The organism is Patulibacter americanus DSM 16676 (genome assembly GCF_000420025.1).
Lineage (GTDB): Bacteria > Actinomycetota > Thermoleophilia > Solirubrobacterales > Solirubrobacteraceae > Patulibacter > Patulibacter americanus.
In genome coordinates this window covers 91163-107764 of the sequence record NZ_ATUD01000013.1, presented here as the reverse complement: position 1 = coordinate 107764, position 16602 = coordinate 91163, and the positions used below count along the sequence as shown (strand labels likewise).

Genomic DNA, 16602 nt, shown 5'->3' with positions numbered 1-16602 from the left:
GAGGATCAGGTGCCCGGGATCTTGCGCTGGGTCGGGCGCGACGGGTACAGGTACTGCCCGATGCCGTCGAGCGGCTGTCCGGGCGGCCGGGGCGAGAAGCGCTCGATCTGCGAGTTCACCGAGAAGCGCTTGCCGACCTGCACGCGACCGTCGACGACGCGCGTGTAGAAGCGGTCGAGCGGACGGACCGGCGGACCGGCGGCGACCTCACCGCGGAAGTCGTAGACGCCACCGTGGCACGGGCAGACGAAGTTCTTGGCGGCCTGCACGTAGCGGGCGGGGCAGCCCATGTGCATGCAGCGGGACGAGATCGCGATGATCTGGTTCCACTTGTCGGGCTTCTCCGTGTCGACCGCCTCGTTGCGGCGGCGCACGTAGATGGTCGACTTGCCGACCTGGCCGGTGCGCGGATCGAGCGTGATCACGCGCGGCAGGTACGTGTCGTCCGGGATCTCGTCCAGCGGACCGACGTCGTGCCAGCCCGTGTCGACCTCCACGAACGGCTGACCGGCAGCGAAGCCGGTCGCGGCCAGGACGACACCACCGATGGCGACGCCGGCCGTCGCGTTCGCTGCGAAGACCATCAGGCGTCGACGCGTGATGGTCTCCCCCTCGAAGGCTCCGGGGATGCCGCGGTCGAGGGTGTACTTGCTCTGCTCTGGGCGTCGATCGGACACGTGTGAGGCTCCTGCGTGCGTCCACAAGGGAAGCGTGGACTCGCGGATCGTACCTGCCCGGAGCGCGTCGCGATCCGCGCTTGCGGTCCGCTGAACGTGCTAGGGCGCCGGCGAGCCGTCGGGCACTGGGCGCGCGGCCTGCAAGAGCGCTGCCGAATCCGGCATCCGACCGGTCCGCGCGGCCTGCAGAAGCACCGTCGCCGGGTGCTCGGGACCCCCGCCGAGGGCCTGCGCGGCCGCCCGCCAGAGCGGCTCCGTGCGGGCCGCGGCGTCGTCGGGCGCGCCCGTGCCGCCGGCGACGACGCCCGGGGTCGCCGGGCCGATCTCCCACGCCGTGTCGGCGTGGATCCGCGCGGCGAGGGCGACGATGTCGGCGAGGATCGCGACCTCGGCCGTCCAGCCGCCCGCGGCGAGCCGCTCCAGGCCCAGCGCGTAGAGCCGGTCGCCGGCCAACAGCGCCAGGTCGCGGTCGTCCGTGCACAGCACCCGCGCGTGCTCCGGGGCGTGGTGGAGCAGCTCGGCCTCGCGCGTCGCCTCGGCGGCGAGCGCCAGGTCGGGACCGACGACCGCCGCGCGGGGGGTGGCGTCGACCGCGGCCTGCAGGGAGCGGTCGGCGTCCGGGGCCGGGTCGGCGGTGACGTCGGCGAGGAGACCGCCCTCGGCCCGGATGGCCGCGGCGATCGCGCTCAGGGCGTCGGCGTGGGCGGTCGCGTCCGCCGGGGCGTCGGTGCCGGCGTCCGTCGGGGCGTCGGACGCGGGCGCGGTCGTGCCGGGGTCCGGGGCGGACCCCGGACCCTCGCCGGCCGTCGGGTGGCCCGTCGGCCGCTCCCTGAGGGCGTCGTCCGTCACCAGGCGCTCTCGAAGGCGGCCGCGGCGGCCTCGACCGTCTGCGCCACGTGCTCGGGCTCGTGCGCGAGGGACACGAACAGGGCCTCGAACTGCGAGGGCGGCGCGTAGATCCCGCGCGCGAGCAGGCCGCGGCACCAGCGGGCGTAGGCCTCGGTGTCGCACGCCTTCGCGTCGTCGTAGTTGCGGACCGGCGTGGCGCTGAAGAAGACGGTGACGAGCCCCGTGACGCTCACGACCTCCACGGGGCGGTCGCCCGCGGCCTCGCGGAGGCCGGTCGCCAGCGCGGTCGTCGTCTCGTTCAGGCGCAGGTAGGCGTCGTCGTCGAGCATCCGCAGGCTCGTCAGGCCCGCGTGGACCGCCAGCGGGTTCCCGGACAGCGTGCCGGCCTGGTAGACGTCGCCCAGGGGAGCCAGGCGCTCCATGAGCTCGCGCGAGGCGCCGAACGCCGCGGCGGGCAGGCCGCCGCCGAGGATCTTGCCCATGACGGTCATGTCGGGCGTGACGTCCTCGCGCTCCTGCGCGCCGCCCGGGCCGACGCGGAAGCCGGAGATGACCTCGTCGAAGGCCAGCAGCGTGCCGTGGGCCTCGGTCTGCTCGCGGAGGAACTGCAGGAACCCGTCCTGCGGGGGGACGAGCCCCATGTTCGCGGGGTACGGCTCGACGATCAGGACGGCGACGTCGTCGCCGGAGAGCGCCTCGCGGACCGCCTCCTCGTCGTTCCAGGGCACGACGACCGTGGCGGCGGTCGCCGAGGCGAGCACGCCCGCCGACGCGGGAATGCCCTGCGTCGCCAGCCCGGAGCCGGCGTCGGCGAGCAGCCCGTCGACGTGGCCGTGGTAGTGGCCCGCGAACTTCACGACCTTCTCGCGGCCCGTCGCGGCGCGCGCCAGGCGGATCGCGCTCATCGACGCCTCGGTGCCGGACGACGTCATGCGGATCATCTCGACGGACGGCACGCGGGAGGCGATCTCCTCCGCCAGCTCGACCTCGACCATCGTCGGCGCGCCGAACGTGGTGCCCGCCTCGGCGGCCGCGTGCACGGCCTCGAGGATCTTCGGGTGCGCGTGGCCGTGGATGAGCGGCCCCCACGAGCCGACCCAGTCGATGAAGCGGTTGCCGTCGACGTCGACGAGGTCGACCCCGGTCGCGCGCTCGACGAAGAGCGGGTCGCGGCCGATGGAGCGCATCGCGCGGACGGGCGAGTTGACGCCGCCGGGGAGCACGCGGCGGGCGCGGGCGTAGAGCTCGGCGGAGCGGGCGTCGGTGAGGGAGATGGGGGGCACGGTCGTTCCGGGGGTGAGGGCGCGGGGTGGGTGGGGCGCGTCGAGCGGGCCGGTCGGTCGGTCAGGGCCGGCGGGCGGCCGGACCCTGCCGATACCCGGTCCTGCGGCCGTCCCACCGGGTCGGCGGGACGGGAAGGACCGCTGAGGCGGGTGGTGCGGGGTCAGACCCCGGCGTTCTCCCGCTCCCAGTTCTTGAAGTCCTCCGTGAAGTACAGGAGGCGGATCTTCTTGAACTCCGTGGAGGAGTAGAGCGTCGAGCGGTCCTCGATGCCGGGGACCTCGTTCGCGATCGCGTCGAGGATGGCGTCGCACTCCTCCTTGGAGCGCCCGTGGGCCATCGTGAAGACCTGGTACTTCCAGTCGGCGTACGTCGGCCGCTGGTAGCAGTGGCTGATGCCGCGGTAGGCGGCCATCCGGATGCCGATCTCCTCGATGCGGTCCGGGTCGACCTGCCACACGCCCATGCCGTTGGCGGAGAAGCCCGCGCGACGGTGGAAGAGGATGGCGGCGACGCGGCGCAGGAGCTTGCGCTCCGTCATGCCCTCGAGGTGCTCGAGCAGCGCCTCCTGCGAGATCCCGAGCGCCTTCGCGGCGGGCGCGAAGGGCTCCTGCACGATCGGCAGCGAGCCCTGCGTCTCGCGCACGACCTTCTTGTCGAACTCGTCGTAGGGCTGGCGCTCCGTCTCGGCCGGGGCGATCGCGACGCCCGCGGTGGCGAGGTCCTTCGTGTCGCCCGCCATGTCCAGGTCCATGCGGATCTTGAACAGCTGCAGCGTCGGGAGCTGGCGGATCGACTCGGCGCCCGTGAGCTCCTGCAGCACGTCGAGCGTGCCCTGCAGGCCGAGCTTGGAGTCCTCCTCGACCGCCAGCGTGAACCACATGTTGAAGTCGTGGTTGCGCAGGTAGTTGTGGCTGACGCCCGGGTGCGAGTTGATGATCTTCGCGGGGCCCCACGGGTGCTCGGGGTCGACCTTCGCCGCCACGAGCATCGAGCCGTAGCCGAACGCGCGCGTGTCGTAGATCGGCGTGACCTGCCGGATGATGCGTTCCTTCTCGAGCCGCTGCGTCCGCTGCAGCACCTCGTCCTCCGAGATCCCCACCGTCGTGGCGATCTCCGCGTACGGACGCGGGACCAGCGGGAACGCGCCCTGCAGCGTGTTCATCAGCGCCTTGTCCACGTCGTCGAGGGGGACGGCGGACCCCTCCTTGCGGCTGCGGATCTTCGGTACAGCCGTCTTGTCACTGGTGGCCATGGGGCTCCTCAGGTCGATCCCTCCATGGTACGGACGGGGCGAGGGCCGTGGTTGACGGGTCGCACGGGGCGGCCCGTTGTGCGCGGGGGGTGGCGGGAACCGTCCCTAGCCCTGCAGCGCCCGGGCCGCCTCGATGGCGAAGTACGTCGCGATCGTCGTGGCCCCCGCGCGGCGGATCGCGAGCAGGGACTCGAGCATCACCAGGGACTCGTCGACGTAGCCCGCCGCGCCGCCGGCCTTGATCATCGAGTACTCGCCACTCACCTGGTAGGCGGCGATCGGCATGTTCGTCGCGTCCTTCGTGCGGCGGATGAGGTCGAGCGCGGGGCCGGCGGGCTTGACCATGATCATGTCGGCGCCCTCGTCGACGTCCTGCAGCGCCTCGCGGATCGCCTCGTCGCCGTTGGCCGGATCCATCTGGTAGCTGCGGCGGTCGCCGAACGCCGGCGTCGAGCCCGCGGCCTCGCGGAACGGGCCGTAGTAGGAGGAGGCGAGCTTGCCCGAGTGGGCGACGATGATCGTGTCCGTGTGGCCGGCGGCGTCGAGCGCGTCGCGGATGGCGCCGATGCGGCCGTCCATCATGTCCGAGGGGTAGATGACCTCGGAGCCCGCGGCGGCCTGCGAGACGGCGGCGCGGCTCAGCAGCTCGAGCGTCGGGTCGTTCAGCACGTGGCCGTGGCCGTCGAGCAGCCCGCAGTGCCCGTGGTCCGTGTACTCGCACAGGCACAGGTCGGTGCCGACGGTGATCCCCTCGACGCCCTCGCGGATCGCGCGGCTGGCCTGCTGCACGACCTGGTCGTCGTCCCACGCGCCGCTGCCCTCGGCGTCCTTGTGCAGCGGGATCCCGAACAGCATGAGCCCGCCGACCCCGGCGTCCCGCGCCTCGCGCGCCAGCTCGACCGCCCCCTCCACCGTGTGCCGCGCCACCCCGGGCATCGCCTCGATCGGCACCGGCCCGTCCTGCCCCTCGCCGACGAAGATCGGCAGCACGAGCTGCTCCGGCCGCAGGATCGTCTCGCGCACCGCGGCCCGCAGGGCGGGCGTGCGGCGCAGGCGGCGGGGCCGGGAACGGGGGAAGGAGGCCATGGAGTCCATCGTAGGACCAGGCGGCGGGCGGGCCGGTGCGAGGGGGCACGGAAGGGGGCCGGCCGCCCCCTACGCCGCCCGGTCCGTGCGCCGCAGGCCCCACCAGCCGACCAGCGACCACCCCGCCGTCAGCACGACCAGGTGCAGCAGCGGCTCGACGACCGGTCCGTGCTCGAGCGCCGCCGTCGTCAGGCGCAGGCCGGGGCGGAAGGGGAAGAGCGCCGACGCGCCGTCGACCACCGCGGTGACGCCGCCCGAGGTCGAACCCTCGGGGACGAGGCCGATGACGACGACGGGGACGAGGAGCAGGATCGCCAGGAGGCTGGCCGCGCGGACGTCGCCGCCCGCCGCGCCGATCGCGCCGAGGGCGACGCCCAGGGCGCCGCACGCCGCGCCGCCCGCGACCGCGGCGAGGATCCACAGGGGCCCACGGGAGGCGTCCAGGCCGAGGAACGCTGCCAGACCCGCGGAGACCACGAGGGCGACCGCCGCTCCGGCCGCTCCGGCCAGCAGGGTCTTCGCCCCCAGCAGCGCGCCCGTCGGCACCGCCGAGCGGACGAGGCGGCCGAACGTGCGCTCCTCGCGCTCCAGCGCCACGAGCCCCGCCGCGAGCAGGACCGCGACGAGCAGCAGCGAGACCGTCGCCGCGACCGCGGCGGCGTAGGTGTCCAGCTCGACCGCCGGGCCCGTGACGCTGCGCTGGTCGACGCGGATCGGGTCGGCCACCGACTGCATCAGCGGGGAGGCCAGCGCGAGGTTCCGGGCCGCCAGCTCGGCGAACCGCTGCACGCGGACGAGCTCGTCGCGGGTCGGCCCCGGGTCGGTCTCGGCCGCGGCGCGGGCGATGATCTCGCCGGCCTGGCGCAGGCCCAGGATGTCCGCGTTGTTCCCGAAGAGGTTGAGGTTGCCGCCCGTCGTCAGGACCCCGAGGTACTGGCCGGCGACGGAGATCAGGCGACGCGAGATCTCGGCGTTCGCGTCGGCCAGCCGCGCCTTCACGAGCTCGCGGAGCGCGCGCGCCCGGACGGGGTCCGCGTCGTTCGTCAGGACCTCGATCGTCGGCAGGTCGGGCGATCCGCGCAGCGAAAGGACGCCGCGCAGGCGCTCGATCGTGTTCTCCGGGATGACGATCGCGCCGACCGCATCGCCGTCGCGCACGATCCGCTCGGCCTCGGCGCGCGTGTCGGCGTAGGTCACGCGGGTGTCGCGCACGAGCTGCCGGGCGTAGGTGCGGGCGTCGACGGTGCCCGTCCCCGTCTCCACGGTGCTGGCCCCCGTCGGGACGAGGTTGACGAGGACGACCTTCGGCTTCGCCGGCCCGCCCGAGAGCGCCAGGCCGAGCAGCAGCGCCACGAGCAGGGGGTAGACGATCAGCAGGCCCAGCAGGACGGGCGACCGGCGGACGATCCGCGCGTCCTTCCCGGCGAGGGCGGCGACGGTGGACAGGCGGCTCATGCGGCGCTTCCCACCTCGGGAACGTCGCACCGGCGTTTCCCGGCGGAGCGCGACACGGTGTGGCGGATCCTCATGCCGCGTCCTCCCCCGCCTCGGCCAGCGCCACGAACGCGCGGGTCAGGTCGCCGTCGCCGCCCATCGCGAGCTCGGCCGGCGGACCGTCGAAGGCGACCCGTCCGGACACGAGGACGATCAGCCGATCGGCATAGCGTTCGGCCTCGCCGACGTCGTGGGTCGAGAAGACGACCGCGCGACCCTCGGCGGCGAGCGCCCCGAGGAACCGCCACATGCGCTCGCGCTGGCGGGGGTCGAGCGAGGACGACGGCTCGTCGAGCAGCACGACCGGCGGGTCGGCGAGCAGACCGATCGCGACGTTCACCCGCTGCTGCCCGCCGCCGGAGAGGCTGCCGACGCGGTCGTCCGCGCGGTCGAGCAGGTCGGCCTGGTGGAGCATCCGCTCGACCCGGTCGGCGGCGTCGGGAACCTCGTCGAGCCGGGCGAACAGCGCCAGGTTCTCGCGCACCGTCAGGCGCCGGTAGACCGCGGACTGCTGTGGCACCCAGCCGACCTCGCGCGCGGGTCGACCGACGGTGCCGCCGTCGGGCCGCTGCAGGCCGGCGAGGAGCGAGAGGAGCGTCGTCTTGCCCGCGCCGTTGGGCCCGAGGATCGCCACGGTCTCGCCCGCGGCCGCCACGACGTCGACCCCGTCCAGGACGGTGCGGTCGCCGTAGCGGCGTACGAGGCCCTCGGCGCGCAACACGCGGCGGATGGTAGTCGGGGGCGGGACGGGCGGGGGCGGGTGTGCCCGGCCGAGGCGGCGCGGCAGATGGTCCGGCGCGACCGCGCGGTGGTCGGCGGCTATCCGCCCCGGCGGCGGGTGTGCGTCCGCCCGCGCGGCTACCGTCGCCGGGCGGTCGTCCGGCCGCAGGCGAGCCAGGAGCGACGAGCGTGAACGACGACCCGATCATGCAGCGCGCGTTCGAGGGGCAACAGCGGCTGATGGGCGGCGACCGCGCGGGGGCGCGGGCGATCTACGGCGAGCTGTGGGCCGAGATCGGCGCGAGCGGCGATCCGAAGCACCGGATCTGGGTCGCGCACATCATGGCCGACGCCCAGGAAGACCCGGCCGAGGAGGTCCGTTGGGACCTGCTCGCCCTCGAGGCCGCCGACGCGCTGGCCGAGCGCGGCGACCCCAGCGGCGTGGGGATCCGCACCTTCTACCCCTCGCTGCACCTGAACCTGGGCGAGGGCTACCGCAAGCTCGGCGATCCGGCGCGCGCCCGGGACCACCTGGAGCAGGCCGAGACGCACGCCGCCGGCCAGCCGCTGGACGACGAGACGACCGGCATCCTCCGGGCGATCGCGGCGCTGCGCGACAAGCTCGACCACCCGGAGCGGTACCCGGATCCGACGGCCTGAGGCGCGGGGCGGCACGCGGGCGACGGAGCCGCTACACCGGGCGACTGCGGCCGCCGTCAGGCCTTTGAGGCGCGGGCGGGAGCCGCCCCTGGCCCCCGCCCTGCGACCCTGATCCCATGTCTGACGCGCCTTCCGTGCTCTTCATCGGCGACGTGATCGGGTCGATCGGGCGCAAGGCCCTGCGGGCGGCGCTGCCGGCGCTGCGCGAGGAGCACCGGCCGACGTTCGTCGTCGTCAACGGCGAGAACGCGGCGGGCGGGGTGGGGATCACGTCGAAGATCGCCGAGGACCTGTTCTCGCAGGGCGTCGACGCGATCACGCTCGGCAACCACTCGTTCCGCCAGCGCGAGGTGTGGTCCTACCTCGACGAGGTGAAGGAGATCGTGCGCCCGGCGAACTACCTGCCCTCGATGCCCGGCCACGGCTCGTGCGTCGTCGAGCGCGACGGGATCAAGCTCGGCGTGCTCAACGTCATGGGCAACCTCTACCTCGACCCGGGCCGGCAAATGTTCACGCTGGCCGAGGCCGAGGTCGAGAAGCTGCTGCGCCAGGGCTGCGACCACATCCTGATCGACGTCCACGCCGAGGCCACGAGCGAGAAGGTCGCGATGGGCTGGGAGTTCGACGGCCGCGTGACCGCCGTCGTCGGCACCCACACCCACGTGCCGACCGCCGACGCCCGCGTGCTCCCCAAGGGCACCGCCTACATCACCGATGTGGGCATGTGCGGCCCCCGCGACTCCGTCATCGGCGTGAAGAAGGAGCTCGCGATCGAGGCGATGCGCACCAAGCTCCCGGTGCGGTTCGAGCCCTCCGAGCGCGACCCGTGGCTCTGCGCCGTCCTGATCCGCGCGGGCGAGAAGCCGCTGAGCGCCGTGTCGATCCAGCCGATCCAGGTCTCGCCGCTCCTGTACTGAGGGAGCGGCGTTCCGGCTCCGGACGGGGCACCACCGCGACGGGCCAGACGCCGCGGCGGGGCCGGACCAGACGCCGCGCCGGGGACGGGTGCGGCTGCGGTGGCCGTCCGCGCCGGAACGGCACGCGTCGCGGGGCGGTATGTCCTCAGGGACATGGGATATGTCTCTCAGGACATATCGCCGCGATGCGTGTGCGGTTCGGCCGCGCAACACCTCGTCGGGCCCGCCCGGCGGCCCGCGGCGTCGGCACGTACGCCGGCGTCAGGACGTACGCCGGCGTCCGGACGAGCGATCGCGGCCGCCCCGCGCCGCGCCGCCCCGCCCCGTCAGCTCGCCCGCGTGCTGCCCGTCGCCGGCGCGTCGGTCGCCCACGGGGCGTCCTCGCGCGTCAGCGGACCGTGCATCCGCGGCATCACCGACGGGGCCGGGGCGATGCCCGGCCATGCCAGGCGGCGGTCGCCGACGGCCGCGACGAAGATCAGCGGGATCAGCCACGTCAGGTAGAGGTAGAACCAGTACTCCGTGGCCAGCTGCAGGCCCAGGATCACGGCCATCACCAGGGCCGCGGTGCCCGTCAGGTCGTGGCGGCGCGGCAGCACGGCCACGACCAGGGCGAAGGCGATCGCGAGGTACCGGACCGGGTCGCGCGCCCAGTCGAGCCAGTCGTAGAAGCCCCAGGGCATGAACGGCGCCGGGCGGCCCGCCTGGTAACCGATCGTGCGGTCGAAGAGGACCCGGAGCGGACGCCCGTCCAATGCGATCAGGGCGGTGACGGCCACGACGACCAGCGCGCCGAGGAGGACGAGGACCGCGCCGAGCACGCCGCGCGCCGGGCCGTCCCCGCGTCGCCGCGTCGGCCAGAACGCCGGCGGGCCGTGGTCCACCGCCACCGTCGGCGCCACGCGCCTGCGGGTCATGAGCACCGGCAGCACCGCGAAGGGGGCGATCTTCGCCGCGCCCGCCGCGCCCGCCGCCATGCCGCGGGCGAAGGGGCGGGCACCGACGAGGAGCAGCAGGGCCAGCGCGGCCGCCGGGAGCGCGTCGTTGGCGTTGGAGTTCAGGCAGTAGGCCGTCCACGGGCACGCGAGCCACAGGTAGGCGTAGAGGATGCCCCGCCGGGTGCCCGCGCGACCGTCGTGCTCCTGGCGACGACCGACGAAGAAGAGGAGCGTCGCCGCGAGGACGTCGAAGCCGATCGCGGCGGCGTGCGCTGCGGGCAGGTCGTCCCAGCGGCCGCCCCACGGGAACAGCTGCTCGAACGGCACGTAGGCCAGGTACGTCAGCGGGCCGTAGGTGTCGCCGCGGCCGACGTCGGACGGGAACACCCCGTAGACCGTCTCGCCCGCCCCCACCTTGGACGCGCCGACCACGCTGGCGTAGCCGACGTCGATGACGTTGCCGTCGGTCACGTTGAGGACGATCCGGAACACGAGCAGCGCCACCCCGAGCAACACCAGCCCGCCCGTGGGCAGCAGCATCCGCACGTCCCTCGCGGGCTTGCGCGGCCGGTGCACGCCCCGCCACGTCGCCCAGCCGAACAGCCCGACCAGGAGCGCGAAGCTCAGCGGCACCGCCCAGTCCAGCCGGGCGTTGTTGAAGAACGCCAGCGGGGCGGTGAACCCGGCGAGCAGCAGCAGCGGCACCGGCGGGCCGCGGAGCGGACGCAGGCGCACGAAGGGCAGCAGGAACAGGACCAGCAGCAGCGCCCAGAGCCACGGGTTCGTGACCGAGCGGCCGAAGGCGCCGTCGTACCCGCGGGCCATCGTCCACGCGACGTACGGGACGTCCCACGACTCGGTGACCTTGCCCGTGCGGTCGTCGACGAGGACCTGCCCGATCTCGGTCAGCGGCTTGCCGGGCGCGTAGAGCGAGAGCTGCCAGCGCGTCTGCCCCTTCAGGAAGATGGAGTCGTAGGAGCCCTTCGTCTCGCGCCGGACCTTCGCGACCTTCGGGTCGGCGCGCGCGATCCGCTGCGCCTGGTCCGCCGTCAGGCGGTGGCCGGCGGGCGGCGTGTCGCGCGTCGCCGGGTTGGTGACCGCGTTGGGGTCGGTCGACCCGGCCGTCGTCGGCTTGAGGGCCGGGGTCCCGGAGCCGGGCAGCGTGCGTGCCCCCTGCGCCTCCTCGGCCACCCCGGGGGGTGCGGCCGTCCCCGGCGCACCACCCGTCTGCGCGCCGCTCCCGCTCCCCGCACCCGCCCCCTGCGCCGCCGCCCGATCCGGAAGCCCCGCCAGTCCCACGGTCGTGGCCAGGGCCAGGAGCAGGAGGACGACGGCGAGAACCGGCCGGCGGAGCGTCATCGCTCGGCGAAGCTCCAGAGCTTGTTGCCGACGAAGCTCATCGGTGTGGCGGCGGCGATCGCGACGGCCTGGCCCACGAGCTTGCCGGCACCGAAGCCGTCGACGAGCACGTGCAGGACGAAGAGGTTGACGACGAGACCCGCCAGGCTGACCGCCACGAACCGCGCGGCCTGGAAGCCGGCGTGGCCCTCGGCGTCGCGGAACGTCCACAGGCGGTTGAGCGCGAAGTTGTTGGTCACCGCGACGACGAAGCCGGCCACGGCCGCGACGCGGTAGTCCCAGCCCAGCGGACCCGAGAGGATCGCGAAGACGGCCAGGTTGACGACGGTGCCCGTCGCCCCGACGACCGCGAAGCGCAGGAGCTGCGCCCACGCCTGCGGGCTGCGCACGGCGGCGGCGAGGCGGCCGCGCAGCGTGACCGCGGCGGGCGTGGGGAGTTCGAACTCGGACGTGTTCATGCGGGCGTCTGGGCGGGCGTCGCGCCGAAGTGACGCAGGATGAGCGGGGTGGCGTCCTCGATGGACCAGGCGCCCGGGTCGAGCTCCGGGCGACCACGCGGGTCGTCCTGATCGTGCAGACCCGTATGGATCAGGATGCCAACCGCGTCGTCCGCGCGTAGCGAGCCGTGGCTGCCGCCGCCGAGGTGATGGACCCCGCCCCAGTCCGGGAACTCCACGCCGGCCGACGCGGAGAGCAGCAGATCGCCGCTGTTGACGCACGTCAGCGCCGACCAGCAGCGCCCGAGCGGATCGGGGTGCGAGGCGCTCGACAGGACGCCGTCCTGCACGGTGGCGCCCACCACGTCGAGGTCGCCCGCGACCTGCCACGTGCCGCCGCGCTGGTCGCGGACGGTCCGCCAGCCGTCGGGCTCGGTCTGCGGGGCGCGCCCCGTGCCCGCCACGTCGACCGGCCGGGAGTCGCCCTCCCCCACCTTGCGGAACCGCAGCTCGCCGATGGCCGCGCTCTCCGACCCGCTCGCGATGACCGCGGTGCCGTCGTCCTCGCGCCAGATCACGAGCTCGACGCCCTCGGCCTCGCGTCCGGCGTCGACCAGCTGCGGCAGCAGGGAGGGGCGCTCGAGCGGGTCGAGCACGTAGACCATGGCCGCGCGCGAGGCCGGCGAGTACGCGATCCGGTCCTTCTTGCCGGGACCCTTCGGCCCGGTGATGCCGAACGGCTCGAACGCCGGCCGCGGGTCGGCGGCGCGCTCGACGAGCGTGTGGCCGTGGTCGGAGGCCACGACGAGCGCCCACTCGGCGAAGAACCGGTCCGGCCCGCCGGCGGCGTCGATCACCCGGCGCAGCTCCTCGTCGGCCAGGGCGATCGAGTCGATTTGCGCCTCGGGACCGTGCTTGTGGCTGTGCGTGTCGTTGTCGGGCAGCGAGAGGAGGATGAAGTCCGCCAGGTCGTGCTCGACCAAGTGCGCCGACACGCAGCCCGCGTGCTGGTCGCGCATGCCCGGGTGGCCGAACCGCGAGCGGCACGGCGTGTCCCGCGTGGCGACGAGGTCGGCGAAGAACAGCTCGCGCGGCCCCATGATCGGCGCGCGGAACACCGAGGCGGCGAGCTTGGTCATCGTGCGGTCGCGCGCGATGGCGTGGCGGTAGCGGCCGCGCGTGATCAGGAACGTCGTGCCGGCGGTGCGCACCCCGGCGTCGTCGAGCGACTCGAAGACGGTGGGCACCTCGGGCGCCAGGTGGCGGCCGTTGAGGTGGTAGGTCACGTCGGCGAGTTGCCGGGCGATGCCGAGCCGCCGCGAGGCCGAGAAGCTCGACCCGTACTCCACGTACCGCCCGCGGGAGCGGTCCCACCAGTTGATGGACGGGATCCGGTGGCGGTCCTGGCGCACCCCGGTCGCCAGCGCCGTGGCGCACACGGGCGTCACGGAGGGGAACGCCGCGACGGACTCGTGCAGCCGCCCCTCCTCCACCGCGCGGGCCAGCATCGGGGCTCGACCCTCGTCGATCGCGCGCCGCAGCTGCGGCGGTGAGCAGCCGTCGACGACGGCGAAGACCAGGCGTCGGCGGCCGTCCGGGCCCGCGCGGCGGGCCGCGGCGGCCTGGGCCGCGGTGCGGTCGGCGTCCGTCACCCGGGAAGGGGCACGGACGCGGGCGGCGGCGCGGTCGGCGTCATCGCGGTCGGGGGTGCCGCGGTCGGCGTCGGCGCGGTCAGGGGCGACGGTCACGCGAGGCGGGCGATCGGTCGCGGTCGGGGGCGGGACAGGCCGGGTCTAGCGGAGGATCCGCAGCCCGGCGTGCTTGCTCGTGTCCTGCCTGCGACCGCCGGCGTAGAGCCAGATGCCGGCCGCGACGGCGACGAGCCCGAGGGGCGGGAGGACGACCGAGAGCAGGGCCACGAGCCCCGCGCCGAGGGCGCCGCCGACGGAGAGGAGGGTGCGCTGCTCGTCCTCCAGGCGCGCGCGGGTGCGGCGCAGCAGCGACTGCACCGCCAGGCCGGTGATCAGCGCGGCGAGGGCGCCGGCGATCAGGCCGGGCCACCACGTGTCGCTGCGGTCGGCGATCGTCGCGGCGGTCACCACGGCGCCGAAGACCACGCCGAGGCCCAGCATCACGCGCTCCGCCTGGGGCGACTCGAGCTTGCGGCGGGCCACCAGACCGACCACCGCGAGCAGCACCGCCAGGGCGATGAGCACCGGCGACTCGAGGAACGAGAACGTCGTCCCTTCGTAGTCAGCGCCCAGATTCACCAAGCCCGCGATCGCGGCGACCGCGAGCGGGAGGAAGGGGCTGGCGCCGGCAGCGGCGGCGACGCCGATGCCCTGAAGGAGGTCGAGGAGGTAGTTCATGGAGGCAGTACCGTGTCCGCCATGACTGTAGAGGACCAGGACCCGACCGCCCCGCAGGCCCAGGGATCCGTCCCGGCCGCGGGCGCGGCCGACGCGGCCCGACCCTCCGCAGCAGGCGACGCGCCCGCCGACCCGTCCGCGGCCGACGTCCCCGGCGCCGACGCGCCCCGCCCCTCGGCGCCGGGCATGGGCGACCGCGAGCGGTACGCCGAGCTGTTCGCCAAGCGCACGCGCGTGATGAAGAGCTCCGCCATGCGCGACCTGATGGCGCTGACGGAGCGCCCCGAGGTCATCTCCCTCGCCGGCGGCCTTGCGGACACGACCCTGTTTCCGGCCGAGGACCTCGCGAAGGTCCTCTCTCACATGGCCGCGCGCGACTCCGCCCGAGCCCTGCAGTACGCGCCGACCGAGGGCATGGCCGAGATCCGCCCGTGCCTCGCCGAGGTGATGGCGGCCGAGGGCACGGTCGTCGACCCCGACGAGATCCTCGTCACCACCGGCGGCCAGCAGGTCATCGACCTCGTCTGCAAGACGCTGGTCGACCCCGGCGACGTGATCATCGCCGAGGCCCCGACCTACCCCGGCGCCGTCCCCACCTTCAGCGCCTACGAGGCCGACCTCGTCCAGATCGCCTGCGACGAGGACGGCATGCGGATCGACGTGCTCGAGGAGACGCTCGACCGCCTCGAGGCCGAGGGCCGCCGCCCGAAGTTCATCTACACGATCCCCACCTTCCAGAACCCGAGCGGCGTGACGATGTCGCTCGAGCGCCGCCGACGCCTGGTGCAGATCGCCCAGGAGCGCGAGCTGCTCGTGCTGGAGGACAACCCGTACGGGCTCCTCCGCTACGAGGGCGAGCCCCTGCCGACGCTGTTCTCGCTCGACGGCGGGCGGTTCGTGATCTACGCGGGCACGCTGTCGAAGATCCTCTCCCCCGGCATCCGCGTCGGCTGGGCGCTGGCTCCCGCGCCGGTGCGACAGAAGATGGTGATCGGCAAGGCGGGCAGCGACCTCAACTCGTCCTCGCTCTCGCAGCTCTTCGTCGCCTACTACTTCCGCGAGCGCGACTGGCGCGACTACGTCCGCCATCAGGCGGAGGTCTACCGCGCGCGCCGCGACGTGATGCTCGAGGCCCTGACGCGCCACATGCCCGACGGCACGACCTGGACGCGCCCGCAGGGCGGCCTGTTCGTGTGGCTCACGCTGCCCGACTACCTCGACACGACCGACCTGCTCGCCCGCGCGCTGCAGCACGACGTCGCCTTCGTCCCCGGGCGCGGGGCGTACCTCGACGGACGCGGCGGCAACTCCATGCGGATCAACTTCTCCGGCGTCGGCGAGGACGACATCCGCGAGGGCATCAGCCGCATCGGCACCGTCGTGGCGGAGCAGCTCGAGCTCTACGCCTCGATCACGGGCGGGGCGCGACCCCGGGGCGGGTCCACGCGGGCCGGCTCCGGCGGGGCGTCCGGCACGGGCGGGGTTGGCGGAGCGGGGGCCGACGGCACGGGCCCGGACGGGCGCAGTGCCACGGACGGCTCGATCGTCCCCCTGCGCACCGCCGGCCGTCGTCGGGGGAACGGCTGATGCGCGTCGCGGTCCTCCAGGGCGGGCGCTCCCTCGAGCGCCAGGTCTCGCTGCAGTCCGCCCAGCGCGTCGAGGAGTCGCTGCGGCGCCTGGGCCACGAGGTCCACGGCGTCGACGTCGACCACGCCCTCGTGTCGACGCTGACGTCGCTGCGCCCCGACGTCGCGTTCGTCGCCCTCCACGGCGAGGACGGCGAGGACGGCACGGTGCAGGAGCTGCTCGAGGTCCTCGGCATCCCGTACACCGGGTCGGGCCCCGGCGCCTGCGAGCAGTGCTGGGACAAGGTCGTCGCCAAGCGCGTGCTGGCCGGTGCCGGCATCGCCACCCCGGACGCCGTCTCCGTCTCCGGCTCCGCCTTTAAGCAGCTCGGCGCGGCCGACGCGCTCGACGCCGTCGGCGAGCGGCTCGGCTACCCGATCGTCGTCAAGCCGGCGCGCCAGGGCTCCGCGCTGGGCCTGCGGATGGTCCGCAAGCCGCAGGAGGCACCGGGCGCCCTCGTGGCCGCCCTCTCGTACGGCGACCGCGTGCTGCTCGAGAAGCACGTCGACGGCCACGACCTGTCGATCTCGGTCCTCGACGACGCGACCCTGCCGATCGTCGAGGTCCACCCGCGCGACCTCGATCCCTACAGCGCCCGGTACACCATCGGCCAGACCACGTTCACGTGCCCGGCCGACCTCGACCCGGCCACCGCGAGCGCCGCCGAGGCCCTGGCCCTACGGTCGTTCCGGGCCCTGGGCTGCCGCGGCTTCGCGCGCGTCGACCTGCTCGTGGACCGCCGCACAGGCGACCTCACCGTGCTCGAGGTCGACGCGGTGCCCGGCCTGACCCACACGAGCTACCTGCCCGTGGCCGCCGAGGCCGCGGACATCAGCTTCGACGACCTCGTCGGCCGGCTCCTGGACCTCGCGCTCCAGGAGCACGAGGTCTCGCCGGCGTAGGACCGGCGCGCGGCCGGGGCCGGCGCCGAGCG

General features: G+C 74.4%; 15 protein-coding genes. 4 read left to right on the top strand and 11 right to left on the bottom strand.

The genetic code is table 11. The features are described from left to right. Positions 1–5: 5 nt before the first annotated feature. The 7 genes from F593_RS0117985 to F593_RS26395 form a co-directional block, all read right to left on the bottom strand. Positions 6–677, bottom strand: coding sequence for a QcrA and Rieske domain-containing protein (locus F593_RS0117985; protein ID WP_022930136.1), 672 nt, complete (start codon positions 675–677; stop codon positions 6–8). Positions 678–776: 99 nt separating this feature from the next. Continuing rightward, positions 777–1526 (bottom strand): hypothetical protein, encoded by a 750-nt coding sequence (locus F593_RS0117980; RefSeq protein WP_022930135.1) that lies wholly within the window; start codon positions 1524–1526, stop codon positions 777–779. Continuing rightward, the gene (hemL, locus tag F593_RS0117975) at positions 1523–2800 is read right to left on the bottom strand and encodes a glutamate-1-semialdehyde 2,1-aminomutase (protein ID WP_033208249.1); all 1278 of its coding nucleotides are present in this window, start codon (positions 2798–2800) and stop codon (positions 1523–1525) included. The genes F593_RS0117980 and hemL overlap by 4 nt, the downstream gene beginning before the upstream one ends. Before the next feature lie 170 nt (positions 2801–2970). Next, positions 2971–4062, bottom strand: coding sequence for a siroheme decarboxylase subunit alpha (gene ahbA / locus F593_RS0117970; protein ID WP_022930133.1), 1092 nt, complete (start codon positions 4060–4062; stop codon positions 2971–2973). 105 nt (positions 4063–4167) lie between these two features. Further along, complete coding sequence (gene hemB / locus F593_RS0117965) at positions 4168–5148, bottom strand: porphobilinogen synthase (RefSeq protein WP_022930132.1); 981 nt, start codon at positions 5146–5148, stop codon at positions 4168–4170. A 69-nt stretch (positions 5149–5217) separates the two neighbouring features. Further along, positions 5218–6603 carry an ABC transporter permease gene (locus tag F593_RS0117960; protein WP_022930131.1) on the bottom strand — a complete coding sequence of 462 codons (1386 nt, stop codon included), beginning with the start codon at positions 6601–6603 and terminating at the stop codon, positions 5218–5220. 70 nt (positions 6604–6673) lie between these two features. After that, positions 6674–7363 (bottom strand): ABC transporter ATP-binding protein, encoded by a 690-nt coding sequence (locus F593_RS26395; RefSeq protein WP_022930130.1) that lies wholly within the window; start codon positions 7361–7363, stop codon positions 6674–6676. Positions 7364–7551: 188 nt separating this feature from the next. On the opposite strand from F593_RS26395, the gene F593_RS0117950 reads away from it, so the two are divergent. After that, positions 7552–8022, top strand: coding sequence for a hypothetical protein (locus tag F593_RS0117950; protein WP_022930129.1), 471 nt, complete (start codon positions 7552–7554; stop codon positions 8020–8022). A gap of 116 nt (positions 8023–8138) precedes the next feature. After that, positions 8139–8939: a TIGR00282 family metallophosphoesterase gene (locus F593_RS0117945; RefSeq protein WP_022930128.1), complete on the top strand. Its 801-nt coding sequence runs from the start codon at positions 8139–8141 to the stop codon at positions 8937–8939. Positions 8940–9265: 326 nt separating this feature from the next. Here F593_RS0117945 and F593_RS0117940 read toward each other — a convergent pair whose 3' ends face one another. Genes F593_RS0117940 through F593_RS0117925 form a run of 4 tightly spaced genes read right to left on the bottom strand, consistent with a single transcriptional unit; the run spans position 9266 to position 14042 of the window. Beyond that, on the bottom strand, positions 9266–11236 hold the full coding sequence (locus F593_RS0117940) for a PepSY domain-containing protein (RefSeq protein ID WP_022930127.1): 1971 nt from the start codon (positions 11234–11236) through the stop codon (positions 9266–9268). After that, positions 11233–11694 (bottom strand): GtrA family protein, encoded by a 462-nt coding sequence (locus F593_RS0117935; protein ID WP_022930126.1) that lies wholly within the window; start codon positions 11692–11694, stop codon positions 11233–11235. The genes F593_RS0117940 and F593_RS0117935 overlap by 4 nt, the downstream gene beginning before the upstream one ends. Continuing rightward, complete coding sequence (locus tag F593_RS0117930; protein ID WP_022930125.1) at positions 11691–13421, bottom strand: alkaline phosphatase family protein; 1731 nt, start codon at positions 13419–13421, stop codon at positions 11691–11693. The genes F593_RS0117935 and F593_RS0117930 overlap by 4 nt, the downstream gene beginning before the upstream one ends. Positions 13422–13466: 45 nt before the next feature. After that, positions 13467–14042, bottom strand: coding sequence for a DUF4126 family protein (locus tag F593_RS0117925; protein ID WP_022930124.1), 576 nt, complete (start codon positions 14040–14042; stop codon positions 13467–13469). A gap of 21 nt (positions 14043–14063) precedes the next feature. Here F593_RS0117925 and F593_RS0117920 point away from each other — a divergent pair, with 21 nt between their 5' ends. After that, positions 14064–15629 (top strand): aminotransferase-like domain-containing protein, encoded by a 1566-nt coding sequence (locus tag F593_RS0117920; RefSeq protein ID WP_022930123.1) that lies wholly within the window; start codon positions 14064–14066, stop codon positions 15627–15629. After that, positions 15629–16570, top strand: a complete 942-nt coding sequence (locus F593_RS0117915; RefSeq protein WP_022930122.1) for a D-alanine--D-alanine ligase family protein — start codon at positions 15629–15631, stop codon at positions 16568–16570. The genes F593_RS0117920 and F593_RS0117915 overlap by 1 nt, the downstream gene beginning before the upstream one ends. The last annotated feature ends 32 nt before the right edge of the window (positions 16571–16602 follow it).